Below are 26636 nucleotides of genomic sequence, written 5' to 3' on the forward strand. Positions count from 1 at the left end.
TCGGCGAGGATTCAAAATGCGTTTAAGCTCATCTCAACTTAACGACATGATGTTCACCAGCATCCAGAACTCAACCTCTGGCGTGAACACGGCCCTAGCGCAAATGGGCACCCAGAAAAAGATGCTGGCAGCCTCGGACGATCCCCTCGGTGCAGTGCAAGTGATGATGCTCAACCGAGAGCAATCCAACATCTCGCAATTTCAGAAAAACATCACCAATCTAGAAAAGCAGCTGGGATTGACCGAATCGCACATTGATGCGTCGCACAATGCCATGTTACGTGTTGAAGAGTTGGTGACCAGCGTCCTGAATGCCAGCAACAGCGAAATGGGTGGTCGAGAAGCCATTGCCAGTGAGCTTGAAGGCCTGCTCGATCAGCTGGTGGGTGAAGCTAACAGCAAAAACCCGAACGGCGATTATATTTTTTCTGGCACCAAAACCGACAGTGAAGCGGTGGCGCGTGACCCTGAAACCGGCAAATTCGTGTTTCAAGGTAACGATGAACAGCGCATGGTCTCGGTCGCGGAGTCGATCAATGTGCCGGCTAACCAGACCGCCAGTGACCTGTTTTTCAACGGCGCATCAGACGGTAGCGACATCTTCAATACTTTGGATTCATTAGTGAAAGACCTGCGCGACCCGGGTGTGACGGGCAGTGCACTGACCAGCTCAGTCACCAATGCGCAATCAAACGTCACGGGCGTGATGGACGGCATGGGTCAAGTCTTGACCGAAGTGGGTGGACAACGCGCTTCGTTAGATCGTATCTCAGGGTCGCATGAAGACAATGCATTGATGAATGATAATCTGATTGGCGAAGTCGAAGATCTCGATTACAGTGAGGCGATTTTGCGTCTCAACACGCACATGGCCGCGCTACAAGCGACCCAAATGTCGTACACCAAGATCCAAAACCTGTCTTTGTTTAAAATGATGTAAAGGGCTAATGGCCCTTTATTGACCATAACGCTGTTAAACAAACGCCAAAATACATCCCATTAAGAGTGCACTGTGGTTAGTCATATTAATACCAGTCAGCCTCAGGTCACCTCGACCTCTGGCTCATCGTTAGACCGCGTTTCCTCGCAGCCGATAGGTGGCGTTCAGCGCGTCGAACCGAAACGCGAGCGCGATCAGCAGGCAGAAGAGCGCCAACAGCCTTTTGGTAAAGGCAACCGACGTGGGCAACTGGCTGAAACCAGTGCACGCCACCAACAAGTCGCGCATGCCGAAAGTGCTGCACAGGCGTTGAAAGAAGCCGTCAACATGCTGGAGCAACTGCGCCAGCTTGGCCGTAGAACCTTGCAAGCACGTGAAGGCGAGAAGCAGCAGCTTCAGCAATCGCTTGGCCACATGAAAAACCGTCTCGCCAAACTGAGTAAAGAAGCCCAGTACGATGGCGAACCACTGCTGTTTCACGATCTCTCTCCGCGTTTACGCGGTGACAGCCAGCAAACGGGTTTCACCGTCAAAGGCTTACGCCTGAACGGCTGGCGAAACCAAGACGAAGTGTTACGTTTTCAGTTTGATAGCGGGCAACCAAGCTCGGTGCGTGCGCGTGTGAGCTGGGAAGATGCCCCGCGTGATGTGGCAGAAAGCTTGAACAAAGCGCTGGCATCGCGAGACATTCAAGTGGGATTAGACAAATACGGCGAGCTGTCGTTTAGCGTTGATAAAAGCCGTTGGTCTGAAGTGAAAGGCGGTATTTGGGTTTCTGGCAGTGGGCAGATTCTACCTGCAGGTAACCCGATAAAAGCCAAAGTGGAAACCACGGACAAAGCCAGCCCAGATATAGAAGCGCTGGATTTCAATAAACCAGAGTCGGTGCGTAAAGCGTTGGGGGACATTGAGCGCGTACTGCAAAGCGTACGTCATTCCTTGCAAGCGCTAGACGACAAGCAAAAACAACTCGACGCGGATTTGGCGCAAACGGCGTTTACCAAGCCAGTGACTTCCACCATGGTGACAGACAGCGGCGCACTCAGTGCCACTTGGTTCAACCTGCCAGAAGGCATCACCTTGCAACTGGTCAGCAATGCGGTGCCGACACTGCTGGCACAAGCCAATGCAACGCGCCACAACGTGGTTGCTTTGCTCGAATAAGCGCTTAGATACGCCAGTTAAACAAGAAAGAGGCGGGGAACCCCACCTCTTTTTTTGTGCCTAAAGCATACGCTAGGTGCCAAGATTAATTCTGTTTTTAACCGCGTGTTACCCCTCTTGAACCCGCCTCACGCTTTTCTGCGATTTTTTTCGTTTTTGCGTTTAAGTCTCTGCCGCGAATGGTCGTCTTTATCAGATGTAACCAAATTGAACTGGGTCAGATGGCCATTACGCCGCGCTGAAACCCTATGTATCGCGAAAGAGGAATACACTCATGTCAATGTCCATCAATACTAACTTTGCGTCAATGAACGCACAGCGTAACCTGACTTCTACTCAAGGTTCACTAAACACGTCACTACAACGTCTGTCTACTGGCCTACGCATCAACAGCGCAAAAGACGACGCTGCAGGTCTACAAATCGCTAACCGCATGACTTCTCAGACTAACGGTCTGAAAGTGGCACAACGCAACGCGAACGATGGCATCTCTATGTCACAAACTGCGGAAGGCGCACTACAAGAATTCACCAACATCCTACAGCGTCAACGTGACCTGTCTGTACAGGCGAAGAACGGCACTAACTCTGATTCTGACCGTGCAGCACTGAACAAAGAATTCACCGCGCTAACGAAAGAACTGGACCGTATCGTAGAAACCACCACGTACGGTAAAGGCGAGAAGTTGTTTGAAAAACTAGGTGCGGGTGTTGATTTCCAAGTGGGTGCTGACGTTAAAGCTTCTGATGCAACCTCTAAAATGTCAAAAGCGGATGCAGAAATGCTAGCGAATGATGTACTGGCAGGTTTAGGTCTGGATACTGCGGCAAAAACGAAGAACGTGGAAGATCTAGAAACAGCATTGGGTGGCTTGACTGCTAGTGATCTAAGTGCAGGCGCTGAAATTACCCTAGCATCGGTTGGTGCTGCAAATGGTAGTGATGCCTCAGATTCTTTAGCTGCTGCTCAAGCGAAAATTGATGAGCTGGGTCTTGGTAGTTATGTGAAACTTGAGGCTGCAACCACAACTACTGATGGTACTAAGGTAAAAGCAACTGTAACCGCAGACGCAAAAGCGACCATGGAAAAAATGGAAGCGGCGGCAACAGCAGTGAAGGGCTTTGTTGATACAGCCAATGGTGGCTTGGATGCAACGAAGTTTACTGATGATAACAATAACAACATGAAGGCAGTTGCAGATGCTGCAATTGCTGCTGGTATTGACTCTTCTGCTCTGAATGATGCAAACGTGATCAGCGTGACGCTAGACAGCTCAGCACTTGATACCTCTAAGCTGGCTGCTGGCCTGACTGACGCAGCATCTGCGGGTGAAGCAATGAACAACATCGATGCGATGATCGATGCAGTTGGCGCAGTACGTGCTGACCTGGGTGCAACTCAAAACCGCTTCCAATCTACCATCAACAACCTTGGCAACATTGCAGAGAACATGTCTGTGGCTAAAGGCCGCATCATGGATGCAGACATCGCGGCAGAATCTGCCAACATGACTAAGCAAAACACCATGATGCAAGCAGGCATCACTGTGCTTTCTCAAGCGAACCAAATGCCAAGCATGGTTTCTCAGCTACTTCGTTAATCGGCTCGCTATTTCTAATAGCGTATTTCGATTTTCTATTCCGAGCGGAAGTGTCACTTCCGCTCGTTCTATATCTGACCCTCTAGAAAATCACTCAACCCTAAATAAATCGCTGTATTTACATGAATATAAAGCAAAAAATATAATGGTATGTTTTTTGCTTTATATGCCATGAAGCCACAGGGGCACCATGGGTGCTAGCTGCAACGTGCAGGCTGGCTCGGCCACGACAGGAGACGCCGTATGTTTATGACAGGTATTGGTTCGGGCATTGATTTTAACTCAATGATCGAAGTGATTGTTGCCGCCGAGCGCGCACCGAAAGACAACCAACTCAACCGTCAAGAAGGCATGAATACTGCCGAAATGGACGCGTTGAAAGAAATTCAAAACACCATCAACAGCTTCCGCGACACGGTGGAAGATTTGAATTCGGCCTCTGAGCTAGAAAAACTCAAAGCGGAACTTAGTAACAGCGATGTGCTGGGCATAGCCGTTGGTGCTGGTGCGGTGGCGGGTGAGTATAACTTTGAAGTGACTCAACTGGCGCAATCCCAGCGCGATCAGCTTATTTCGCTGGGCAAAGACAGCTACCTAAAGAGCGGTAAAGTCGGCTTTACCGCCAACGGTAAAACCGTTGAGGTGGATATCGCGGCGCTGGCTACCAAGCTCGAAGGAGAGCAGGTCACCAAGAAAGCGGAGCATGAAACCCGCACATTGGAAAACATTGCTAAAGAATTTGATATTGAGATGGATGAGGCGGGGGCTTGGAAAGCGGAAGCCAAGGCTATCTTGACTGACTCGAAGCACGAGAATTTCGATCAAAAGCGCCTTGATACTTACGATGAAGGCCAGAAAAGCTACGCCGACAAAATCACCCGTCTGAACACAGAAGGGGTGACGCTGGAAGAAGTGCAGGTGGCGATCAACAGCGACTCGAACAATGACGGCGTGAAAGCGACACTGGTACGCAGTGGCGACAATATCAGCTTGGTACTCAATGCCAGCGAAACCGGTGCGACGAATGGCTTTACCGTGACGCCAAACGATCCAACAACCAATCCGTTGGTCGTGACTGGCACTATGGTCGAAGGCCATAAAAACCTGCAAGCCGGGCAAGACGCCAAAGTCATGTTCGGCACCATGGAGCTGACCTCTAGCTCCAACAAAATGGAAAACGTGATTGATGGCATCACTCTGACGCTAAAAGAGCCAGGCAAGGTGAACGTCAATATTGAGCGCGACGAATCCGGTGTGAAAGACACGGTGAAAAAATTCGTCGACAGCTACAACAAAGTCATGGAAACCGTGAACACCTACACCAAATCGAGCGAAGACGGCGCTGCTGCGCTGTCGGGCGATGCGGGTGTGCGTTCGATGGTGTCGCGCCTGCGTGAGGTTATTTCGGCGGAGTACAGTTCGTCTACCTTAGAGACCTTGTCACAGCTGGGTATCACTACCTCGGTGAGCGGCACGCTGGAAATCGACCAGACCAAGATGGACAAGGCGCTCGAAGATAACTTCGATGAAATCGCCAACCTGTTCATGGGCGATCCGCTCGACGAAACTCAGCCTGGTGTTATGACCAAGATGCTGACGGTGCTTGACGATTACCACAAAAACGGCGGCTTGTTTGATATCCGTCAGGATCGTTTAGAGCAAGACAATAAGCGTTTGGGCGAAGAGCGCGAAACGCTAGATATCCGCATGGAAGCCAAAACCATTTCCCTGCGTGATTACTACGCCAAGATGGATAGTCAAATCGCCCAGATGAACCAAACCCAAAACATGCTGATCAGCATGTTGATGTAATTCAGGTCACACCATGATTATTGATGAAGGCTTAGGTGCCTACCAACATTCGAAAAACCACGCGCAAGCGGCATCGGCTAGCCCGCATCGTCTGATCCAGATGTTGCTTGAAGGCTTGCTGGAAAACTTGGGCCGCGCACGCGGCTTCATGGAGCGCGGCCAGATTGCCGACAAGGGTATGACCATTTCAAAGTGCCTCGACATTTTGAACGGCCTAAGTTCGGTGCTGGACGAGGAAAAAGGCGGAGACGTAACCCAAGAGTTGTACCGCTTGTATGACTATTGTGGTCGTCGCTTGTTTGAAGCCAACCTGCGCAATGAAGTGGCAGGCATTGATGAAGTTGTCAGCCTTGTTACCCAAATCCTTGAGGGCTGGGTGGTACTGAAACCTGAAAAGGTTGAGGTTGCACGGTGATCCGATCGTCCCGAGTGATGCCTGCTGCGGGTAGCAATACCGCGCAACAACTTCGCCGCCTTTACGTCGACTTTGAGCAAGCGCTTGATGCCGGAGATTGGGCGGCGCTTGGCGATCTGGATACCAAGCTTCAGCGTGCGTTGCCTAAGTTACAAAAACAACTACTCGGCGCTGAAGCGAAAGCGGAATTGGCGAAGCTCAATACGCTTTACAGCAAGATGATCACTGAGGGGCAAGGGGAAAAAGCCCGTATTCGGCTTCAACTGTCACAACAAGAAGCCACCAAACAGGGTGTGATGGCTTACCTTGGGCACCATGAGTAATTAGATCCATGCAGATTTCACTTTCTGCCCCAAAAGGGCCTTCTGCAGCGGTCGCTGCAGGCACGACGATCAGTGCGAATAATTCCTCGACATCGCCTCACTCTGGCGTTGAATCGTCTCAGCCCTCGTTTACTGAACAGGCAAATGCTGCTTCAAATAACGATGTCTCGCATCAAGGTGCCAGCCAAAAGCCAAACGCGAATCACGCGGTGGAAAACGGTGAGAGCACAGAACAGTCTCAAGAGACGCAAGCAGCCAAAGATGAATTAACTGATGCGCTTGAAGTCGCCTTTCCGCAACTCTCGTCTGAGGTGCATGAGCAAATAAGCCAGTGGATGTTGTCGCTGCAACAAGGCGACATGTCTCCGGCAGATTTGATGGCGAAACTGCAACAGCAGTTAACAGCATCAGGCGTGGTGTTGCCAGCCCCTTTGATGAGCGCCCTTGAAGGGGTATTCAATCAAGTGGCACGCGGCGAACTTTCGTTGTCTCAGTTGGCCGATGCGTTGCCATTGGTGAGTCGAACCCTGCGCCAAACCACGTTGGATGGGTTTGCGAAACAGTTTTTGGAACAGGCTGCGAGTCAAGGTTCAACCCAAAGCAGCTCTTCAACCCAAAGCACCCATGTGAATGCGAATGCGTTAAACGGGCTGCAGGGGGCTAATGCTCAACATGATGCGCCAGCACTGCACGTTGATGTGAAGCCCGAGTTTACGCTTCGCCAAGCCGCGTCTATGCCTGAGTTCATGCTGTCTATTAACGATGTCGCGCCAGAGCGCATGTTGATGTCTGGGCTGCAATCGCTTCAAGCTAACGTTCGCGCACCCGCACAAAACCTTGTTGCAACCAGTTCAACGACTGCACCGACAGCGCAGCAACTGAGTGCCTCGGTGGATATTACACAGCCCGAGTGGGGACGCGAATTAGTGGATCAACTGCGCGCTCGTCTTCGCTTTAACAGCCAAGACAATGTTCAGCTTGCCCACGTGCGCCTTGACCCACCAGAGCTAGGCAAACTGGATATCACCCTGCGAATGGAAGGTGACAAGCTGAGTGTGCACATTGCGGCTGCCCATCCTCAGTTACGCGAGGCGCTTTCTGCGCATGCGGATCGCCTGCGTTTTGATATTGAGCAAAGCCAACTTCAGCTGGCGGATGTGTCTGTATCTAGCGGTTTGCAACAAGACCAAGGGCAATCTCAGTCCGAACAAGGTGATAACCGGACGGTGATGAGCAATCACATCGGTGAATCGTCCTTGTCCCTTTCTTCTGACCGTGGCGGTTTAAGCCGTTATGAGTCTGTGGTTTAACCCAATTTAGAGCATGTCATGACAAATGTAGCGACGGAAGAACAACCAAAAAAGAAGACGTTTCTCATTCTAGCGATAGTGAGTGTGGTGTTGCTGGCGCTTGCCGCTGGCGGTTGGTTCTTCTATTCACAGAAAAATAGCAACTTCGTGGAAGTCAGTGCAGACAGCGACATTGCGCCGATGGCCATGGTGAAAAAGCCGCAATTTATCTCAATGCCACGTTTTGTGGTGAGCGTGGAAGGGGAGAGTCGCCTGCATTACTTGATGCTCGAACTGTCATTGATGACTTACGACCCCGAGCAGCAAGCGGCAATGACAGAGATGATGCCAGTGCTGCGCAATGCGGTAGTGAAATTACTCAACGGAAAGACCTTCGACAACCTTTCTGTATCTGGCAGCTTGCCAGTGTTGGAAGACGAGCTACGTGATGTTCTTCAGGCTCAAATGAATGATATGACCGGCTCTAAAGGGCTTGAGCGTGTGTTGATCACCAAGCTGGTTGTGCAGTGAAAAGGAGCAGGGGCTGATGATAGCGTCGGCAGCGGTGACAGGCTTAGAAGCCTATCAGCAGCACAATCAGGTGAGCAATAAAGCGAGAGAGCAACGTTTGTTGACTCAGCTTGCTGGCGTGGTGAAACGGGTGGTCAGCCATCTGTCGATACAGGCCAACACCGTGATGAGCACTGAGGATATGGAGCAAATTGGTCTGATGGCCTTGCTCGACACTGTCCGCCGCTACCCGGATGAAGACGAAACAGCACTGAGAAAACTTGCGTCTTCTCGGGTTAGAGGCGCGATCCTCGACGAGCTGCGTCGGTTGGACTGGCGCCCTCGTCAGTTGCGTCAAAAAACCCATCAACTGCGTGACCATGAAAAGGCAGTGGCGAAAGCGTTAGGCCGAGTACCAACGGAATTAGAACTGGCACGAGCTGTGGGTGTGTCGGTCAGCGAGGTGCGTCAATTGAAGTTGGCGCACGAAGCGGAAAGTCCACAAAGTTTTGAGTCCATGCAGGAAGACAATGCTGCGTTTCCGGATCTCGCGGTGTATTGCGAAAAGGTCGAGAAGGAAAAGATGCGTCAGTCTTTGAAGGCGGCACTTGCAACATTGACCCAGCGTGAACAAATCGTCATGAGCTTTTATTTTGAGCACGAGATGAGCCTGAAAGAGATCGCCTTAGTGTTCGATCTCACTGAAGCCCGAATCAGCCAAATACAAAAAAAAGCACTTACTACCCTTCAACAGAAATTAGCTGACTGGACGTTGGCATAGCGGAGTCGTTCTTATATGCAGGTAATACTGGGATTTATCGTTGTTTTTGCCAGTGTTCTCGGTGGCTATGTCATGGCGACCGGCAAGGTCATGGCGCTATGGCAGCCACCCGAATTTGTGATTATTCTCGGCGCCGCTGTGGGAGCCATGGTGATTGCAAACCCTTCTTCGGTACTTAAAAACATACTCACCCGCTTGAAAATGACGCTGGGTAAAGGCTATGGCGATGATTACTTTAAGTCCGTCTTGCAATTGATGTATGAGCTGCTCGAAATTGTGCGTAAAGACGGCTTGAAAAAGCTTGATGACCACATCGAAAATCCAGAAAGAAGTGAGATATTTGCCCGCTACCCTCAGATTGCAAACTCTTCAGTGATGCTGCCTTTTATCACCGATAACTTGCGCATGATTGCTATGGGTAAGATGAGCCACTACGACCTAGAGGCGGCCTTTGAGCTGGAGCTAGAGGCGCTGGAAAGCGACTTGATGCGTCCATCGAAAGCGGTGGCTAAAACCGGTGAAGCAATGCCGGGTTTTGGTATCGTTGCGGCGGTACTGGGTATTGTTGTGACCATGCAGAACATTGGCGGTTCGCTGACGCTAATTGGTGTCAAAGTGGCAGCGGCACTGGTGGGTACTTTCTTCGGTGTTCTTATGGCTTACGGGGTATTTGACCCATTAGCGTCGAGCATCGCCAGCATGGTGAAAAAAGAGATGATGGCACTGCGCATGATCTCGACCATTCTTGTGGCACAAGCGCAAGGCAAGCCAACCATTTTGGCCTTGGATGCAGGCCGTCGTCTGCTGTATAGCGAGTACAAGCCTACGTTTTCAGAGATGGAAGAGTGGATGGTGCGAGACTAAGCCATGGCGGATGATAAGAAAAACATCATCATTATTAAGAAACGTCGCCGTGGCGATCACGACGAACACCATGGTGGTGCGTGGAAGGTGGCGTTTGCTGACTTTGCTATCGCCATGATGGCCTTTTTTATGGTGCTTTGGATCATGGAAATCGCCTCAGAAGATGAGCGCGAAGAGATCCAGTACATGCTTCAACAAAGCAGCATGTTCGACAGCATGGATAACCTATTCGACATCCGAAACAGCCCGTTCCCGATTGATTTTGACGGACAAGCGTCGCCGTTTGAAAACCCGATTAACTCTACGCTGACCGGTTCAAATCAGCTTGGCACCTCGTTACATGAAGAAGTGCCTCAAGGGGAGCGCGGCAATAATGCAGGCCGAGGCGACAAGCTGCTTTCCATGATGGAAGGTAAGTACCTTGATACCGCCCAATTGACCGCCATGGCGATTGCTTTAGAAGAGATTGCGGAATCTCTCGGCGCCATGGAAAACATTCATATGGAAATCGTGCCGCAAGGGCTACGCATTCGCATTCAAGACAGCACAAACAAACTGATGTTTGACCGAGGAAGCGTGGTTATGACGCCGTTCTTCGAAGATGTGTTGTATGCGTTGGCCCCTGTGCTTGGGCGTGTTCAAAACCGACTAATTGTCAGCGGTCATACCGACTCCACGCGTTACATCGCAGAAGGTTACTCCAACTGGGAGTTGTCTGGCGATCGCGCATTAAAAGCTCGCCAAGTACTGGTGGCGTCGGGTTTGCCTGAAAGCCATGTTCTTCAAGTGCTGGCGATGGCAGATCGGATGTTGATAGACACAGCTGACCCCAAAAGTGGCAAAAACCGCCGTATCGAGTTTTTGATTTTAACCAAAGAAGCAGATAACCAACTGATTCGTTTGTTTGGCTCCGACCCTCGAGCGCTTGAAACACCGATTAACGATGGCGATGCCGTTAAACAAGCCAAACAATTTGCGCGGGAGAATCAACCCGTTTCCCGTTTAGAAGCGATGACGCAGTAACCGTGACGCCCCTGTAGCCGCGATGACACAGTGACAATGAATAAGTAGCGATGAATAAAATAACCGTAACACCTCAATTTTATAAAGAGTTTGCTTGCACCGGTTCAGCGTGTGAAGACCATTGTTGCCATAGCTGGAACGTGAATATCGACAAAAGCACGTACCAGTTTATGACGCGAAAAAGCGCCTTTAAAGCTAAAGCTGCCGAGGTGATTGAACGTACTCGCGGACAAGCGGCATATGCCAAAATTAAGCTAAACCAGCAAGGTAACTGCCCGTTTCGTATGGAAAGCGGTTTGTGTGAAGTGCATGCCGAACATGGACACACGCGACTGTCGAACACCTGTAAGACCTACCCGCGTCTTGTAAAAGTGCGTGGCAATCAGGTGCAGCACAGTTTGACGCTGTCTTGCCCTGAGGCCGTGCGTAAAGCGTTGCTGAACCCTGACGCCATGTCGTTTGATTCCAAGGTGACTCAAGAGGTGGCATTCAAACCAGCCCCTTACCAACGCCCTGCTCATCACGACGCAGTGCGTGAGTTGTTTGTTCTGTTGCTGTCTGAACAAAGCATGCCACTAGAGCAGCGTTTGTTTACCTTTGGCTTTGCCATCAAGCACCTTTCTCAAGTGCCAGCCGAAGAGCAGACTGACGCGTTCGATCTGGTGATTGCACAGATCCAAGATGGCAGCATTGCGGAGTTTTATGAGGGAATGCCTGCCGTGACGCAACTGCATGCGTCTTACCTGTTAAAAGGCTACAACGCGCTATTTGCACTGAATATTCTTGATAAGAAACCGCTTGTACTCGAGCGTTTAGAAAAGCTGCATGAACGCATGAAAAGTGCGCTTATCGAGGCGGGGGATGACGTTGCCCAGCAGCAAACCGTTCTGGAAGGCGGCTTTGCTGGCAACTACCCACGTTACATGGATGAACGTGCCCATGTTTGGGTGAATTATTTCATTTACCAAATGTATGAATTGGATTTCCCTGCGGACAACATGTACGAGCAATTTAGCCAAATCATCGTGGATTTTTTCTACTTGCGCGGTGCTCTATGCCTATTGGCTGCAGACGCAGCGCTGTCGGACGATGATTTTGTGTTGGTGGTACAAAGCTATCATCGCGCACGTAGTCATGGCGGTAAATTCCCCAAGGTGCTTGAAAACATGAAGGGAAGATTTGATGTTGATTCCGCGATGCTGCCGCTGCTGCTATTGAAAGTGAGTTAGCGCTGGTTTCTTGGACAGTTGTTTGTATAATCCCGCGATTCTGATGAATTGTTGCGTATAAATGCGACTCAGTTCATGTTTTTTATCTGTTGAAGACTTAATTGACGCCAAGATGCCTGCTGACTAAAAATCTGGCTATCTTGCGTTGTAACGAGACACATTCTGTCTTGTGTCTGGGTCTCGGAAAGTGAGTAGTAAAATGTCAATTTCGACCTTAAAAATTGCTGTAGACGATGGCTCTACCAATGTGAAAGTGAGCTGGATTGCGGACAATCAGCTTAAGACGGTAATCTCTCCGAACTCGTTCCGTAAGGATTGGAAGAGTGCTGCTCTGTTGAGAGATAAGAAGGTCTTCAACTACGAGATCGGTACCACCAAGTACACCTATGATGCGACCTCAGATAAAGCGCTGGAAACCACGCACGTTGATTACCAGTATGGCGACCTGAACCTGCTAGCGGTTCATCACGCATTGATGCAAACCGGCATTGAGCCACAGCCTGTGAAGCTTGTAGTTACGCTGCCGATCACTGAGTTCTATAACTCAGAAGACTGCCAACGCAATGAACACAAAATCGAGAAAAAGCGTAACAACTTGATGCGCAGCATTCGCCTAAACAAAGGCGAGCTATTCGACATCGTTGATGTTGAAGTGATGCCTGAAAGCTTGCCAGCGGTGATGTCGACGCTGATGAATTCAGACTGTAATGAATTCACTCGCTCATTGGTCGTGGACTGCGGTGGTACAACGCTAGACATGGGTATTATCGTTGGTGAGTTTGACGATGTGTCTGCGGTTTACGGTAACAACGAAATCGGCGTTTCCATGGTGACAGATGCTGCGCGTAAAGCGTTGGCAGCGGCAGACAGCGATTCAAGCTACTTGGTGTCTAATGAATTGATTAAACGTCGTCACGACTTGTCGTTCGTGAAAGATGTGGTCAACGATGAAAGCCAAATCGAAAAAATCATCAACAAGATCAACACGAAAATTGAAGAGCTTGGTGCGTCAGTGGCGTACGAAGCGAAGAAATTCTCGAAAAACCCAAACCGTGTCTACTTGGTGGGTGGCGGTGCTGCGCTGATTTATCCTGCAATCGCAAAAGCGTATGAAACCTTGGGCGACCGCGTTGTGTTGATTCACGACTCACAATCTGCGCTGGCGCGTGAGCTTTGCATGTACCACTCGGACATGGGCGATGCGGTAGACGTTGCACCAGAGGCACTTGTAGGAGTGGGTGATGAGTAACCAGCATAAGCGGGTTAACTTTTCCATTTACCTCGACCCTGTTAATTCTAACTCTGACCGCTATGCGGTTGGGGTGATGCGTGACTGGGTAAAAGAACGCAAGTTGCTGGTAGCTGACCCCTCTGCGGGTGTTGAGCTTCACCATCGCTTGCACATGCACAAAGATATTTATCTGGCGGGTGTTTTCCTTTACTTGCTCAGCCCTAAGCTGTGTGAGTTCTTGGCCTCTTCGTTGGCGGAAGATACTGTCAATGTGGATATGTTGAAGCATCAGCTACGTCTGTGTGGTTACAACATTGATGCGGCTCCAGCGAGTACAGGGATTGAACCTGACATGCTGCACGCGTTGAAAGACGCGGTGGATACTACGCCAGTGTTGAATATGCTTGGTGATATCACTGACCAGCTTCAGCAAATCATGAGTTCGGAGCGTCAGCGTGAATCAGACGATACTTCGATGTCTCAGTTACCCGAGTTGGACAACACGTTAGCGTGTATCCAAGAGGCGATGAATGGTTTACAGCCTGTCACTGCCAATATGGAAAGCCTGATTGGTTCGGTTGAATCGCTCAAGCAAGAGTTGGCGGCAGAGATGCGTCAACTTAACTTGAAGCGCGAAATCGCGGAGCTGAAAACCCTGTTGACGATGCAAAACTCGATGATTCGAAACTTGTCGTCTGGCAACGTGGTTACGAAGGTGTCAGAGGAAGAAGAGTTGGAGCCAGCAGGCCAAGTGCTGAGCCAGAAGATGGCATCAGTACAGAAGCTGAAATCAAAAGGTTTGTTCTAAAAAAACACCCAGTCATGACTGGGTGTTTTTTTATCTAAATTGCGTTGGCATTATTCGATATTCTGAATTTGCTCGCGCATTTGTTCGATAAGTACTTTCAACTCAACGCCTGATGCGGTGGTTTCAGTGCTGATAGATTTTGACGCCAGTGTGTTCGACTCGCGGTTAAATTCTTGCATCATGAAATCCAAACGTCGGCCACATGCGCCGCCTTTTTTCAGGATTTTATTGGCTTCTGATACATGAGAATCTAGGCGATCAAGCTCTTCAGCAACGTCAGACTTTTGTGCCAGCAGAATGATTTCTTGCTCAACGCGGTTCGCATCTAGCTCAATCTTGGCTTCTTCTAGTTTGGTGATAAGACGTTCACGCTGCCAATTTAGAATTTCAGGCATCTTAGCGCGTACTTTCACGACTTCTGCTGCAATTCCATCAAGGCGCTGCTCGATCAGTGCTTTCATGTTTGCGCCTTCGCTTGCACGTGCGGCAATGAAATCATCGACAGCTTCATCAAAGCCGCTCATGAGGGCTTTATTGATCACGTCCATATCTTGTTCTGGTGTTTCCATCACGCCCGGCCATTGCAGGACTTGGAAAGGACCGATATTGCCTTCACCTGAAGTCTCTTTGACCCACTTGGCGGCGTGAATAACCTGTTTTGCCAACTCTTCGTTGATTTTCAACTCTGTGTTTGCAGAAGCATTGGCTTCAAAGCGCAGGTTACATTCGACTTTGCCGCGAGCAAGGCGCTGGCGGAAACGTTCACGAATGATTGGTTCAAGGCCACGGAACTGCTCTGGCATGCGGATGTAAGTTTCTAGGTAACGTTGGTTTACCGAACGGATTTCCCAAACGGCTGTGCCCCATGTGCCTTTTACTTCGCGGCGGGCGTAGGCAGTCATACTGTGGATCATTGATATTCACTCATTTATCGATGTTGCTCTGATTATACGCAGTTGTTCGCCTTCTTGTTAGTCTGTTCTTATTAACCATGAGAGCAGATGTTGAAGAAAAAAGCGCCGGAGCTAGGTTTGTGTTAGCGCGGCCTAGGTGAAGTCGCTATAATCGCTGGTTAACGAAATTCAGTCGCGCTTACACAACGACTGTACAGCTATAGCACAACTAAAGGTGGAACAATATGCGTCCTAGCGGAAGAGAAGTTGGTCAAATTCGTCCAGTTACCATGACACGTCATTTTACCGCACATGCGGAAGGCTCTGTTCTGGTGGAGTTTGGCGACACGAAAGTTATCTGTACCGCGACCGTTGAAGAAGGCGTGCCACGTTTTCTTAAAGGGAAGGGCCAAGGTTGGATCACTGCTGAATACGGCATGTTGCCACGTGCGACCCACACTCGTAACCGTCGTGAAGCGGCGAACGGTAAGCAAGGCGGTCGCACCATGGAAATCCAGCGTCTGATCGCACGTAGCCTTCGCGCTGCAGTGAACCTTGATCAATTGGGTGATTTCACAATTACCGTTGACTGTGACGTTATTCAAGCTGATGGCGGCACGCGTACTGCGTCTATTTCAGGTGCAAGCGTGGCAATGGCCGATGCACTGAATAAGCTGGTTGCTGAAGGAAAACTGAAAGCGAACCCAATGAAAGGTCACGTTGCTGCTGTGTCTGTCGGTATCTTTGAAGGCACGCCAATTTGCGACCTTGAGTATGTTGAAGATTCTGCCGCTGAAACTGACATGAACGTGGTGATGCTGGAAGATGGCCGCATGATTGAAGTGCAGGGCACCGCAGAAGGCGAACCGTTCACGGCGGAAGAATTGAATGCCATGCTGGCTCTGGCCAATAAGGGCATTGAAGACATCATCGTGATTCAGAAAGCATCGTTAATTGATTGATGAAAGAGCGGCTTCTATTGGAGCCGCTTTTTTTTAACCAAAATACACAAGTAACGGCCAGAAAGCCGAAGAGTGAGTCAGGAGAGAAAATGAAAGCCTATCAGCGTCAGTTCATCGAGTTTGCATTGGAAAAACAAGTTTTGAAATTCGGTGAGTTCACCCTGAAGTCAGGTCGTAAGAGCCCATACTTCTTTAATGCAGGTCTATTTAACACGGGTCGTGATTTGGCGCGTCTTGGTCGTTTCTATGCAGAAGCGCTAGTGGACGCGAACATTGATTATGATTTGTTGTTTGGCCCTGCGTACAAAGGTATTCCTATCGCAACCACCACGGCGGTTGCTTTGGCTGAACACCACGATATTGACACGCCATATTGCTTTAACCGTAAAGAAGCGAAAACCCATGGCGAAGGTGGCAACCTTGTCGGTAGCGTGCTTGAAGGCCGCGTGATGCTTGTTGATGATGTGATCACTGCGGGTACTGCCATTCGTGAATCGATGGAAATCATTCAAGCGAACGGCGCTGATTTGGCGGGTGTATTGGTCGCTATTGACCGTCAAGAGCGCGGTAAAGGTGAGTTGTCGGCCATTCAAGAAGTTGAACGCGACTTTGGTTGTAAAGTGGTGTCTATTGTTAGCTTGGGCGACTTGGTGACTTACCTTGAAGAGCAAGGTGGTAACCCTGAACATCTTGATGCGGTAAAAGCTTACCGCGCTGAATACGGTATCTGACTTTCCTGTGCCACAGAAACGCAAAAGGCTGCATGATGCAGCCTTTTTTAATGCTTTTCGCGACTCAATTAGTCCAGTTGTGCGCTCAATAGCAGCCAGTACTGATCAAAGTCAGCCGTTGGCGGGTATTTGAAGCTCGAACGAACAAAGCGGTTTAAGCTACCTTCTACTTGCCCTAGTAACTGCGCAGCAAGAATAGATTCTTCAACCGGAAAGCCTTTACCTTCACGAAGGCGACGCTCACGAAGTATTTGTCGTAGCTGACTTTCTATTTTTTCAAACAACTGATTAATGCGACCTTGCAGGCGGTCTTGTTCGAACATGAGCGCATGGCCTGTCATGATTCGGGTTAAACCTGGGTTGCGTTCACCAAACACTAAGAGAAGCTGCAACGTCAGACGAAGACGCGTCAGGGTGTCTTTTTCTTCGCTTTGAATTCGGTTGATACGGGTGAACAGTGATTCTTCAATGAATTCAATCAACCCCTCAAACATGCGCGCTTTACTCGGAAAGTGGCGATATAGCGCGGCTTCCGATACACCAACCTGAGCCGCAAGTTTGGCGGTTGTAATCCGTTGACTGCCCTGATTAGACTCCAGCATGTGAGCGAGAGCCTGAAGAATTTCTTCGCGGCGGTTTTGCTTTTTTTGGACAGCCATGAATAGATGTTTCCTTTGTTGTTATCGGGGTCTCGGACCCAAAATCTCGGCTGAAGGGTCTCTATTTTAGCGGTGCGCCATCTGTATTAAAAGGATAATGCACCTTTGGGATTGTCGACGCACATAAGAATGTTAGAAAGCGTGAATAAGACGTTAAAAACGCCGCAGATTGGCGGCGTATCTATGTATTACACACTGAAATTGCTGCTATTTTGTACCAGAGTGTCCAAAACCACCGGCACCACGCTCTGTGGCATCAAAATCTTCAACAATATTGAACTCTGCTTGAACAACAGGGACAAATACCAGTTGCGCAATACGTTCGCCCGGCTCGATAGTGAATGTGGTGTTGCCACGGTTCCAGCAAGAAACCATCAACTGACCTTGATAATCTGAGTCGATAAGGCCCACCAAGTTGCCTAGCACGATGCCGTGTTTATGCCCTAAACCCGAACGCGGCAAAATAGTCGCAGCCAGTGACGGATCGGCGATATGAATCGCGAGGCCCGTTGGCAGTAGTTCGGTTTGCCCCGGCTCCAGTGTTACTGGTGCGTCCAGAATTGCGCGTAAGTCCAACCCTGCAGAACCTTCAGTGGCGTAAGCGGGAAGCGGGAATTCATTGCCGACGCGTGGGTCGAGAATTTTCAGGTCAATTTTTTTCATTTTGTTTTCCAATGATTGTTTTCCACTGAATTTATTTGCTGGCATTAAATAGGGTAGTAATTTCGCTAACCAATTGGTTGCCAATGTCAGTCTTGCTGGCAAGCGGTAACGGTTTATCACCGTTTGGCCAATAAAGGTGCAAGGCATTTTGATCGCTGTTAAAGCCTTGGCCTTCGCGAGACACATCGTTGGCGCAAATGAGATCAAGATTCTTCTTGGCTAATTTACCGCGAGCATATTGTTCCACATCTTGGGTTTCAGCCGCAAAGCCCACGGTGAAAGGGCGTTGTTGAGTCATGGCTGCAACAGCGGCAACAATGTCAGGGTTTTTCACCAACGCGATGCTCATTTCATCATGACCATCTGTTTTCTTCATTTTCTGCTCAGCGACATGAGCAGGTCTGAAATCCGCCACGGCGGCACAGGCAATGAATATTTGATGTGACCCCGCATGTTGTTGAACAGCGTCGTACATATCTTCTGCACTTTGCACATCGACACGTGAGACGTTAGCAGGCGTTGGCAAGTTCACTGGACCGCTCACGAGTGTCACCGTTGCCCCGCGCTTCGCCGCCGCTTGTGCAATGGCGTATCCCATTTTGCCGGAGCTGTGATTGCTTAGGTAACGGACAGGGTCAATGGCTTCGCGTGTTGGTCCTGCAGTAATCAAAAAAGACGTACCCGTCAGATCGCCCTCAGAGAAATGGTCTTCTACCAATGCCACCAATTGAAGTGGCTCTAGCATTCTGCCTGGGCCAACATCGCCACACGCTTGCTCACCACTCGCAGGCCCCCAGATTGGATAGTCCCGGCGTTTAAGCGTCGCGAGGTTTTCTTGGGTCGCGACAGCGCGATACATCTGCTGATTCATCGCGGGTGCAATCGCAACGGGGGCATCGGTTGCAAGGCAAAGTGTGGTGAGTAAGTCGTTCCCCATGCCAGCAGTGACGCGAGCGATTAAATCTGCTGTTGCTGGTGCCAGAACCACTAAGTCTGCCCACTTGGCAATTTCGATGTGTCCCATCGATGCTTCTGCGGCTGGGTCGAGCAAACTATCAGCCACAGGGTGACCGGACACGGCTTGCATGGTGAGAGGGGTGATGAATTCTTTTGCTGCGTGCGTCATGACAACACGGACATCTGCACCACGTTCAATGAGGCGGCGAGTAAGATCTGCACATTTATACGCGGCAATACCACCGCCTATGCCTAACACGATGCGTTTTCCTGTTAGGGATTGGGTAATTTTCTGAACCATAACCAAGTAAGCCTACGAAGTAATTAAGAGAAAGATAACATAAAAGACCGCCTAATCACGTGTTGTACTCAGAGGATTGTGAAAGCAGAGGTACCACAAATTGAAATGTAATAAAGAAGCTACTCATAAAATGTCTTACACGCATTAATCGCACGCTGATAAGCGATGGGTTGCTTAAAAGTACGTCAGGGATGAGGCTGCCTTTTTAATTGTGAGGCTTGGTCATGTCATTGAAGGATTTGCCGCAAGATTGCCGTCCGAGAGAAAAATTATTGGCCAAAGGGCCTGAGTCATTAACGAACGCGGAATTGTTGGCCATTTTTCTTCGTACTGGCGTATCAGGCATGAATGCGATTGAACTGGCAGGTTATCTGCTGGAGGATTTTGGCTCTTTGCGGAAGCTAATGCAGTCAGACTTAGCGCAATTTAGCCAAAGAAAAGGGTTGGGATCGGCAAAATATGCACAAATGCAGGCGGTTTTGGAGCTGAGTAAGCGACATTTTAAAGAAATTATGTCTTATGAAGATGCGCTAACGAGCCCCTCTCATACGGCGAGATATCTCTCTGCACAATTGCGTGACAGACCCCGAGAAGCCTTTCTGGTCCTGTATTTAGATAACCAAAATCGACCTATTTCAGATGAGATTCTTTTCGAAGGAACCATCAATGCAGCAGGGGTCTATCCACGAGAAGTTGTGCGTCGTGCGCTGGAAGTGCATGCAAATGCGGTGATTTTGGCTCATAATCACCCATCTGGTATTGCCGAACCAAGTCCTGCCGACCGTCATATAACATCACGCATTGCGGATGCTTTGTCGTTAGTGGATATCAGGCTGCTCGATCACATGGTGATAGGCGATGGAGAAGTTGTCTCCTTTGCTGAACGCGGCTGGATATAAGCTTTTCAGGTAAAAGCTGCTAAAAAACGATCAAATAAATGACAAAAGGATCTGCTCGGGACTTGAGCAATGCAAATACAGTTAGTATAATGCGCCACCTTTGATAGCCTTGACCTAGAGCCTGACCTTGTTTGCAGGACTGGTGGACAAGGTTGATATCGAGCTGAAACGATTTGGAGAGACATTCATGTCACGAGTATGCCAAGTAACTGGCAAGCGTCCTGTAACGGGTAACAACCGTTCGCACGCACGTAACGCCACCAAGCGTCGTTTTCTGCCGAACCTGCAAACTCATCGTTTCTGGGTAGAAAGCGAAAACCGCTTCGTTAAACTGCGTCTTACCCCTAAAGGTATGCGCATCATCGACAAGAAAGGCATTGATGCTGTTCTTACAGACATCCGCGCCCGTGGTGAGAACGTTTAAGAGGATTTAAAGAATGGCTAAAGGCATTCGTGAGAAGATCCGTCTAGTATCATCTGCTGGTACAGGCCACTTCTACACTACTGATAAAAACAAACGTAACATGCCGGGCAAATTTGAGATCAAGAAATTTGATCCAGTTGTTCGTCAACACGTTATGTACAAAGAAGCTAAAATCAAGTAATTGGTTTTTTGCTTTGCTAAAAAAAACTCAGCTTAGGCTGGGTTTTTTTATACCTGTAATTTGAGACATTCATCTGCAGGTTGCTTGGGCATATCACTGTAAATCAGTCACTTCCACATATACACTTTAGTCATGTCCAATCGCTGTGAGCGCACTATGGCAAAACCATCCCGTCGTACTTTTAACAATTTCCTGATCATCGGCATTCTTTTCTTTTTTATGATGATGCATTTGCCCGATTATATTCGCACTAAACTGGCGGAAGGTGAGCAAAGTCAGCATGTTGAACAGGTACTGCCCGAAGGTGTGATTGCTTTAATGCCGGATGATGTGTCGGTACTTTCTCTTAAGTTCCCAACGTTTACGCTAACTAACGGCACACCTTGGCAAACAGATAAGCGATTGGATGTTTCAGCTACCGAATTGGCCAATCGCTGGTTAAATCTATCCGGTACAGAAATCGATACCGAAACCTACAACAAGCTTAAGCCGAGTTTGCGCTCTCTTGCCACGCTAGTGGTCGACCGTGATCAGCACATGGAGCCTTTGCGCTTAACCTATTACCAACTTCCTCAATTTTGGCTCATCCAAAATTGGGAAAACCGTTGGCTTGCGGTGTCGGTTGATCAACACTACCTGTTCCCATTCGACAGCCAGAATCAATAACATGCCAGAATTACCGGAAGTTGAAGTCAGCCGCATGGGGATAAGGCCGCATGCGGAAGGCCAAACGGTCACCAAAATTGAAGTGCGACAACCTAAGCTGCGGTGGTTAGTGCCAGAAGAGTTACATGACATGGAAGGTCAGGTAATTCGTAGCGTTTCGCGTCGCGCTAAGTACCTGATTTTGGAAACGGACGTGGGCTACGCACTGGTGCATTTGGGCATGTCAGGCAGCTTACGGGTTATCCCTGAAGGCGTACCGCCGGCAAAGCATGATCATGTCGATTTGCACTTAAGCTCGGGTGAGATGATCCGCTACAACGATCCGCGTCGTTTTGGTGCTTGGCTCTGGCAACCGAATGATGGCTCAGACCACCCTGTATTGGGGAAATTAGGACCTGAGCCTCTAACCGATGATTTCACGGGTGAGTACCTGTTTGAGCGAAGCCGAAACAAGCGCACGCCTATCAAGCAATTCATTATGGATAATGCGGTGGTGGTGGGTGTGGGTAACATTTACGCCAATGAATCACTGTTTATGTCTCGCATTCACCCACAACGCCAAGCCGGTCAGCTAAACCAAGAAGAAGCGAGTCGCTTTGTGGCGGACATTAAGTTGGTGCTAGCGACGGCGATTGAGCAAGGCGGCACAACGCTAAAAGATTTTAAGCAGGCAGATGGTAAGCCGGGGTATTTTGCACAAGAACTTCAAGTGTATGGCAACCAAGGAAAGCCTTGCCCAGTGTGTGGTACTGAACTTGAAAGCGTGAAGCTTGGACAGAGAAACACGGTGTTTTGCCCCGACTGTCAGGTTTAATCAGACAACGCCGAGAAAGCGCATCAAAAAGCCCGCTGCGATAGCGGGTTTTTTTGTGTTTGTTAGCGTTAGCTTATTCCGGCTTTTTGAGCACCGTTTGCATCGCTTTCAGTACCGATGGGTGCACAAAGCCACTGGTGTCTCCACCGTGTAGGGCGACTTCTTTAACCAATGTTGAAGAGATAAATGAATTTTCTTCAGAGGGCGTCAGAAAAACGCTTTCTAGCTCAGGCATCAAACGGCGATTCATGTTGGCGAGCTGGAATTCGTATTCAAAATCCGACACGGCACGTAGACCACGAACCAAAATATTGGCCTGATACTGTTTGGCGAAATCGACCAGTAAGCCAGAAAACCCCACTACCGTGACGTTATCGAGGTGTTTTGTCACTTCTTTGGCAAAGGCGACACGTGCTTCAAGCTCAAACAAGGGTTTTTTGCTTGGGCTTGCTGCAATTCCCACGATGACTTCATCAAACATGGACGCGGCACGGCTAACGATTTCGGTGTGACCGTTGGTGATTGGATCAAAGGTGCCTGGGTATATAACCCGAGTCAGGGATTTCTTGCTCACAGATTTTTCCTGCCATCTTTTATACTGGCGACATGCTACCAAAATATCATGTGTTTTTGGTGAACATAATACGCAAGCGCATCGAAAATAATGTTCTGCCCTCTAGCCTACTACCTCGCTATGGCTTAATCAGTACTATTCGGTATGATCGGTATTAAGAACCGTAAACTAGGGCACAAAATGAAAAAAATCCTTGTCATTCGCAACGATAAAATCGGTGACTTCATGTTGGCGTGGCCTGCTTTTGCCATGTTGAAGCAATCGCAGCCAGATGCTGAAATCACTGCACTGGTACCGTCATACACCAAAGCGCTTGCGGAGTTGTGCCCATCAATTGATAAGGTTTTGGTAGATTGTGGGAAAGGGTCGGACACATTGAGTAAGAAAGCGCTGATGACCGAGATTAAAGCGCAACAGTTTGATGCCTCAATCTGTTTATTTTCAGATAGCTACAATGCGGGTTTGGTTTGGAAAGCGGGCATTCCGTTTCGTTTAGCGCCGGCAACGAAAATTTCTCAGCTCCTTTATAATCACCGCATTAAGCAACGCCGATCCAAATCGGCAAAACCTGAGTATGAATACAACCTCGATTTGGTGCGTGCTTTCTTGGCGAAACAAGGCATCAAGGCGGTTGAACCCGTTGCGCCTTATTTAGCGTTTGGCGCTGATACGCTTCAAGCTCAGCGCCAAAAGCTGACGACCTTGCTCTCGCTAGAATCAGATAAACCTTGGCTATTTGTTCATGCTGGCAGTGGTGGTTCGGCGAATAACTTATCGCTTGAGCAGTACGCGGCGCTGGTATCAGGTATCGTTCAACAGGTTGCTATGGATGTAGTGTTAACAGCAGGGCCGGGTGAAGAAGAAAAAGCGGCAGAGCTGAAAGCGTTGTTGGCACAAGGTGATGTGAAGTCGGTAATTTACGATAAGAATGATGGTTTACAAGATTTTACGTGTTCAATTGCCTGCGCAAGTGCCTTCATCGCGGGCTCAACCGGGCCGTTGCATATAGCGGCAACGGTGGATGTGCCGACGATTGGCTTTTTCCCTGCTAAACGCAGCGCAACGCCATTGAGATGGCAACCTATCAACAGTAACGGCCGCCACCTTGCCTTTGCCCCGCCTGCAGACAAAAACAAAGACGTGGCGGCAGACATGTCGAAAATCGACGTTGATAGCATCCTGCCTGACGCCTTAGCCTTTCTGCAGCGCGTGCTCTAAGTTTACTGTGCGCGGCTGTCGTTTTCTCTGATCCAAAGGTCGGCGTATTTCACGAACGTTGAGTGCGCCGAGAGCACGGCAATCAAGAAGCCTTGTTTACCATCGAGAAATCCACGCTTTAATAGATACATCTTCAAAAAGCAGCCAATCGCGTGAGTGACACCTTGCCCGATGCTGCTTTTCTTCCCTCGCGCCTGACGACCATCTGCCCATGATTTTGCATAGAATGCGGATTTCACAAGGTACTGGTGCAGGTCGCGGTATGAGTAGTGCAGCATGTCGCCGCTCAAGGTTTGTTTCTGACTGCCTTCTGGCTCAATGATTTTTTCGTGAACCAAGGCATCGTTGTAGCCGGTGAACTCGCGAGGGTATAAGCGAACGATTTTATCGTACCAGCCAGAGTGCTTAAGAAAGCGGCCAAATACCCATGTGGTGCGACGGAGCACGAACAGGGTTCTCTCAGGCGGATTTTCTAATACTGTCAGAATGCTGTTTTTCAACGCATCAGTAATGACTTCATCCGCATCAATCGCAAGCACCCAATCTTTGGTTGCATGGCTTTGCGCCAATTGTTTTTGTTTACCAAAGCCCGGCCATTCGGCATTCACAAAGACTTTCGCGCCTGCTTGCTCAGCGATGGCGACGGTATTGTCTGTGCTGCCAGAATCCACCACGATGATTTCATCGACCCAATCTAAGGATGCCAAACACTCTGGCAGGATCTGTTCTTCATTTTTGGTGATGATGATTGCGCTGATTGAGGCGCGTGTTTGATTCTGGCTCATGAGCCGATTTCCTCTTTTTGGATGACTTCATCAAAACGCGAGATCACCTCATCAATGGTTATTCTTTGCATAGCGGTATCGTCTTTCACGCGTGTTCGCCAAGACACTTCATTCGCTGATTTGCCTGTTTCGGCTTCAATCGCCTCTGCATATACGCTCACGACATAGTGTCGCCAGTTGTAAGGCCCTGTTCGTGCGGGATTGTGGTGCGCGTATAAACCAATAACGGGTGTATCCACGGCATTGGCAAGGTGCGCTGGGCCGCTATCAGGTGCCAAGACTAAATCGGCTTCCTGCTCAAGTGCGAGCAATTGTAGAAGCGTTGTTTTACCAATTAGGTTTTTTACAGGACGGGAGAGTTGGCTCTCGATAGCTTGACCGAGCTCAATCTCAATCTTGCCAGGGCCACCCGCTAAGATTACATCGAACCCTTCGTCGAGTGCATGCTCAATCACGCCCGCGTAACCTTCTGCGGTCCAGTTTTTAAAGGCTTTGCTCGCAGCGGGTGCAACCACCAAGGTCGGCTTCGTGGATAACTGATCTTTTGCCCAGACGACGTCTTTTTCGGATAGCGGCAATGCCCATGTTGGCGTTTGAGGCTTCAAGCCTAGTGCTTCAGTGAAGGCCATGAAACCGTCTAGCACATGCGGTGATGCTGGCGATGGCACTTTTACATTGGTAAACCACTGCTGCAAATCACTGGCTCGGGTCTTATCAAACCCCAGCGTGTACTTAGCCTTGATCCCGATAGACAACATGCTCGCTCTGATCGCGCTTTGCATATGAAGCAGCGCATCGAAGCGTTGGCCTTTCAGTGCTTTCCATACCGCTTGCATCCCTTTAAAGCCTTGCTTCTTATCAAAAGCAATCACGGTGACATCGGGTAACAACGGTGTAAGAAGGGCGGCTTCGGCTTTCCCTGCTATCCATGTCAGTTGTGTTTCTGGCCATTGCTGGCGAATGGCTTGAACGGCAGCGATGGCATTGCAAACATCGCCAATCGCTGAAAGGCGCAAAATGCAGAGAGACTGTGGTGGGGCAGAAAATAAGGCCATGAGAATGCTTATAGGGTTTTGATGGTTGAAATTATGCAGTTGCCGATCAGCAATGTAAAATGCAACTGCATCGTATCTGTCAGTAATGCTTGAGATACTGAGAAGATAAGACATATTTGAAGGAGCTTGCGTGGATCAGTTAGTCGACAACAACACCCGTATTTGGTTTGACGCGTCATTGTTACGTGAAGATCCTGCGCAATGTTTTGATGTTGAATTCTGGCAGCAGAAAGAGGCAATCATCGGCTCTGCAACGGGGCGTGGCACGACGTGGTTTGTGCAAACTGAGGTGTTGCCTGCTGCGCTTCGTCACTATCGCCGCGGTGGTTTGTTCGGGAAATTGGTTCGTGACAGTTATGCGTTCACGGGGTGGGGAAACACTCGCTCGGCACAAGAGTTTCAGTTACTCACCTATCTGCGTGAAAATGGCATATCAGTACCGCGCCCTATCGCAGCGCGTGCGATTCGAGATGGGCTGACCTACCAAGCGGATTTGCTGGTGGAAAAAATCGATGATGCCAAAGATCTGGTCGATATCTTGATGGAAGCCCCGCTCGACGCTTCCCATTACCTCCGGATTGGCGTCATGGTGAGAAAGCTTCATGATGCTGGGGTGTGTCACACTGATCTCAATATCCACAATATTTTGCTCGATGCCACAGGCACGTGCTGGTTAATTGATTTTGATAAATGTGGGAAAAAGGGGGGGGATAGCTGGAAAGCATCTAATCTCAGCCGCTTGCTTCGCTCATTTCGAAAAGAGCTGAACAAGCGACACATCCAGTGGCAGGAATCAGATTGGGATGCTTTGTTGCTGGGTTATCAAGAGCAAGCAGTTAGATAATCTGGGATCTGCAAATTATTA

30 protein-coding genes are annotated in these 26636 nt (G+C 49.3%); 23 read left to right on the forward strand and 7 right to left on the reverse strand.

Translation table 11 applies throughout. The features are described 5' to 3' along the window. Positions 1-16 precede the first annotated feature (16 nt). The 14 genes from flgL (at position 17) to LRP50_RS10595 (ending at position 13989) form a co-directional block, all read left to right on the forward strand. Positions 17-940, forward strand: a complete 924-nt coding sequence (gene flgL / locus LRP50_RS10530) for a flagellar hook-associated protein FlgL (RefSeq protein ID WP_274164419.1) — start codon at positions 17-19, stop codon at positions 938-940. Between the two features lie 72 nt (positions 941-1012). Further along, on the forward strand, positions 1013-2104 hold the full coding sequence (locus tag LRP50_RS10535; RefSeq protein WP_274164420.1) for a hypothetical protein: 1092 nt from the start codon (positions 1013-1015) through the stop codon (positions 2102-2104). Positions 2105-2378: 274 nt separating this feature from the next. Then, entirely contained in the window at positions 2379-3704 is a 1326-nt protein-coding gene (locus LRP50_RS10540) for a flagellin N-terminal helical domain-containing protein (protein ID WP_274164421.1), read from the forward strand. A gap of 243 nt (positions 3705-3947) precedes the next feature. Further along, positions 3948-5516, forward strand: a complete 1569-nt coding sequence (gene fliD, locus LRP50_RS10545; RefSeq protein WP_274164422.1) for a flagellar filament capping protein FliD — start codon at positions 3948-3950, stop codon at positions 5514-5516. A gap of 13 nt (positions 5517-5529) precedes the next feature. Further along, entirely contained in the window at positions 5530-5931 is a 402-nt protein-coding gene (gene fliS / locus LRP50_RS10550; RefSeq protein ID WP_274164423.1) for a flagellar export chaperone FliS, read from the forward strand. Then, a complete protein-coding gene (locus tag LRP50_RS10555) occupies positions 5928-6254 on the forward strand; it encodes a hypothetical protein (RefSeq protein ID WP_274164424.1) in 327 nt (108 codons plus the stop codon). Before fliS ends, LRP50_RS10555 begins: the two co-directional genes overlap by 4 nt. 8 nt (positions 6255-6262) lie before the next feature. After that, positions 6263-7564 carry a flagellar hook-length control protein FliK gene (locus LRP50_RS10560; protein WP_274164425.1) on the forward strand — a complete coding sequence of 434 codons (1302 nt, stop codon included), beginning with the start codon at positions 6263-6265 and terminating at the stop codon, positions 7562-7564. An 18-nt stretch (positions 7565-7582) separates the two neighbouring features. After that, positions 7583-8074, forward strand: a complete 492-nt coding sequence (locus LRP50_RS10565; RefSeq protein ID WP_274164426.1) for a flagellar basal body-associated FliL family protein — start codon at positions 7583-7585, stop codon at positions 8072-8074. A gap of 16 nt (positions 8075-8090) precedes the next feature. Next, positions 8091-8834 carry a FliA/WhiG family RNA polymerase sigma factor gene (locus LRP50_RS10570; protein WP_274164427.1) on the forward strand — a complete coding sequence of 248 codons (744 nt, stop codon included), beginning with the start codon at positions 8091-8093 and terminating at the stop codon, positions 8832-8834. 15 nt (positions 8835-8849) lie between these two features. Next, the gene (motA, locus tag LRP50_RS10575; RefSeq protein WP_274164428.1) at positions 8850-9698 is read left to right on the forward strand and encodes a flagellar motor stator protein MotA; all 849 of its coding nucleotides are present in this window, start codon (positions 8850-8852) and stop codon (positions 9696-9698) included. Between the two features lie 3 nt (positions 9699-9701). Beyond that, positions 9702-10721, forward strand: coding sequence for a flagellar motor protein MotB (locus tag LRP50_RS10580; protein WP_274164429.1), 1020 nt, complete (start codon positions 9702-9704; stop codon positions 10719-10721). 50 nt (positions 10722-10771) lie between these two features. After that, positions 10772-11950 (forward strand): flagellin lysine-N-methylase, encoded by a 1179-nt coding sequence (fliB, locus tag LRP50_RS10585; RefSeq protein WP_274164430.1) that lies wholly within the window; start codon positions 10772-10774, stop codon positions 11948-11950. Between the two features lie 199 nt (positions 11951-12149). Then, positions 12150-13199: a plasmid segregation protein ParM domain-containing protein gene (gene parM / locus LRP50_RS10590; RefSeq protein WP_274164431.1), complete on the forward strand. Its 1050-nt coding sequence runs from the start codon at positions 12150-12152 to the stop codon at positions 13197-13199. Further along, positions 13192-13989: a hypothetical protein gene (locus LRP50_RS10595; RefSeq protein WP_274164432.1), complete on the forward strand. Its 798-nt coding sequence runs from the start codon at positions 13192-13194 to the stop codon at positions 13987-13989. Before parM ends, LRP50_RS10595 begins: the two co-directional genes overlap by 8 nt. A 50-nt stretch (positions 13990-14039) precedes the next feature. On the opposite strand, the gene LRP50_RS10600 is transcribed toward LRP50_RS10595, so the two are convergent. Next, on the reverse strand, positions 14040-14903 hold the full coding sequence (locus tag LRP50_RS10600; protein ID WP_028025823.1) for a YicC/YloC family endoribonuclease: 864 nt from the start codon (positions 14901-14903) through the stop codon (positions 14040-14042). 224 nt (positions 14904-15127) lie between these two features. Between LRP50_RS10600 and rph the strand changes: the two genes are divergently transcribed. Both rph and pyrE read left to right on the forward strand, forming a co-directional pair. Further along, complete coding sequence (gene rph, locus LRP50_RS10605) at positions 15128-15844, forward strand: ribonuclease PH (protein WP_274164433.1); 717 nt, start codon at positions 15128-15130, stop codon at positions 15842-15844. An 89-nt stretch (positions 15845-15933) separates the two neighbouring features. Next, positions 15934-16575, forward strand: a complete 642-nt coding sequence (gene pyrE, locus LRP50_RS10610) for an orotate phosphoribosyltransferase (RefSeq protein WP_274164434.1) — start codon at positions 15934-15936, stop codon at positions 16573-16575. Between the two features lie 68 nt (positions 16576-16643). Here the strand turns inward: pyrE and slmA are convergent, their stop codons facing one another. The 3 genes from slmA to coaBC form a co-directional block, all read right to left on the reverse strand. Next, positions 16644-17234 (reverse strand): nucleoid occlusion factor SlmA, encoded by a 591-nt coding sequence (gene slmA / locus LRP50_RS10615; protein WP_274164435.1) that lies wholly within the window; start codon positions 17232-17234, stop codon positions 16644-16646. Between the two features lie 207 nt (positions 17235-17441). Further along, positions 17442-17897 (reverse strand): dUTP diphosphatase, encoded by a 456-nt coding sequence (dut, locus tag LRP50_RS10620; protein ID WP_274164436.1) that lies wholly within the window; start codon positions 17895-17897, stop codon positions 17442-17444. A gap of 31 nt (positions 17898-17928) precedes the next feature. After that, on the reverse strand, positions 17929-19155 hold the full coding sequence (gene coaBC, locus LRP50_RS10625; RefSeq protein ID WP_274164437.1) for a bifunctional phosphopantothenoylcysteine decarboxylase/phosphopantothenate--cysteine ligase CoaBC: 1227 nt from the start codon (positions 19153-19155) through the stop codon (positions 17929-17931). 224 nt (positions 19156-19379) lie between these two features. Here coaBC and radC point away from each other — a divergent pair, with 224 nt between their 5' ends. The 5 genes from radC to mutM all read left to right on the forward strand — a co-directional run bounded on the left by radC (position 19380) and on the right by mutM (position 22139). Further along, complete coding sequence (gene radC, locus LRP50_RS10630) at positions 19380-20054, forward strand: RadC family protein (protein WP_274164438.1); 675 nt, start codon at positions 19380-19382, stop codon at positions 20052-20054. A gap of 187 nt (positions 20055-20241) precedes the next feature. Then, positions 20242-20478 carry a 50S ribosomal protein L28 gene (rpmB, locus tag LRP50_RS10635; RefSeq protein ID WP_016961892.1) on the forward strand — a complete coding sequence of 79 codons (237 nt, stop codon included), beginning with the start codon at positions 20242-20244 and terminating at the stop codon, positions 20476-20478. A gap of 13 nt (positions 20479-20491) precedes the next feature. Next, positions 20492-20659 carry a 50S ribosomal protein L33 gene (rpmG, locus tag LRP50_RS10640; RefSeq protein WP_002535344.1) on the forward strand — a complete coding sequence of 56 codons (168 nt, stop codon included), beginning with the start codon at positions 20492-20494 and terminating at the stop codon, positions 20657-20659. A gap of 156 nt (positions 20660-20815) precedes the next feature. Further along, positions 20816-21325: a hypothetical protein gene (locus LRP50_RS10645; protein WP_274164439.1), complete on the forward strand. Its 510-nt coding sequence runs from the start codon at positions 20816-20818 to the stop codon at positions 21323-21325. A gap of 1 nt (position 21326) precedes the next feature. Beyond that, positions 21327-22139, forward strand: a complete 813-nt coding sequence (mutM, locus tag LRP50_RS10650; RefSeq protein ID WP_274164440.1) for a bifunctional DNA-formamidopyrimidine glycosylase/DNA-(apurinic or apyrimidinic site) lyase — start codon at positions 21327-21329, stop codon at positions 22137-22139. A 73-nt stretch (positions 22140-22212) separates the two neighbouring features. Here mutM and coaD read toward each other — a convergent pair whose 3' ends face one another. Continuing rightward, positions 22213-22713 (reverse strand): pantetheine-phosphate adenylyltransferase, encoded by a 501-nt coding sequence (coaD, locus tag LRP50_RS10655; protein WP_274164441.1) that lies wholly within the window; start codon positions 22711-22713, stop codon positions 22213-22215. Between the two features lie 180 nt (positions 22714-22893). Between coaD and LRP50_RS10660 the strand changes: the two genes are divergently transcribed. Next, entirely contained in the window at positions 22894-23931 is a 1038-nt protein-coding gene (locus tag LRP50_RS10660) for a glycosyltransferase family 9 protein (RefSeq protein WP_274164442.1), read from the forward strand. A gap of 2 nt (positions 23932-23933) precedes the next feature. Here the strand turns inward: LRP50_RS10660 and LRP50_RS10665 are convergent, their stop codons facing one another. Both LRP50_RS10665 and LRP50_RS10670 read right to left on the reverse strand, forming a co-directional pair. Beyond that, positions 23934-24716: a glycosyltransferase family 2 protein gene (locus LRP50_RS10665; RefSeq protein ID WP_274164443.1), complete on the reverse strand. Its 783-nt coding sequence runs from the start codon at positions 24714-24716 to the stop codon at positions 23934-23936. Next, entirely contained in the window at positions 24713-25771 is a 1059-nt protein-coding gene (locus LRP50_RS10670; RefSeq protein WP_274164444.1) for a glycosyltransferase family 9 protein, read from the reverse strand. Before LRP50_RS10670 ends, LRP50_RS10665 begins: the two co-directional genes overlap by 4 nt. Positions 25772-25901: 130 nt before the next feature. Here LRP50_RS10670 and LRP50_RS10675 point away from each other — a divergent pair, with 130 nt between their 5' ends. Beyond that, on the forward strand, positions 25902-26615 hold the full coding sequence (locus LRP50_RS10675) for a 3-deoxy-D-manno-octulosonic acid kinase (RefSeq protein WP_274164445.1): 714 nt from the start codon (positions 25902-25904) through the stop codon (positions 26613-26615). The last annotated feature ends 21 nt before the right edge of the window (positions 26616-26636 follow it).

The sequence above is a fragment of the Enterovibrio gelatinilyticus genome, from assembly GCF_028683095.1.
Lineage (GTDB): Bacteria > Pseudomonadota > Gammaproteobacteria > Enterobacterales > Vibrionaceae > Enterovibrio > Enterovibrio gelatinilyticus.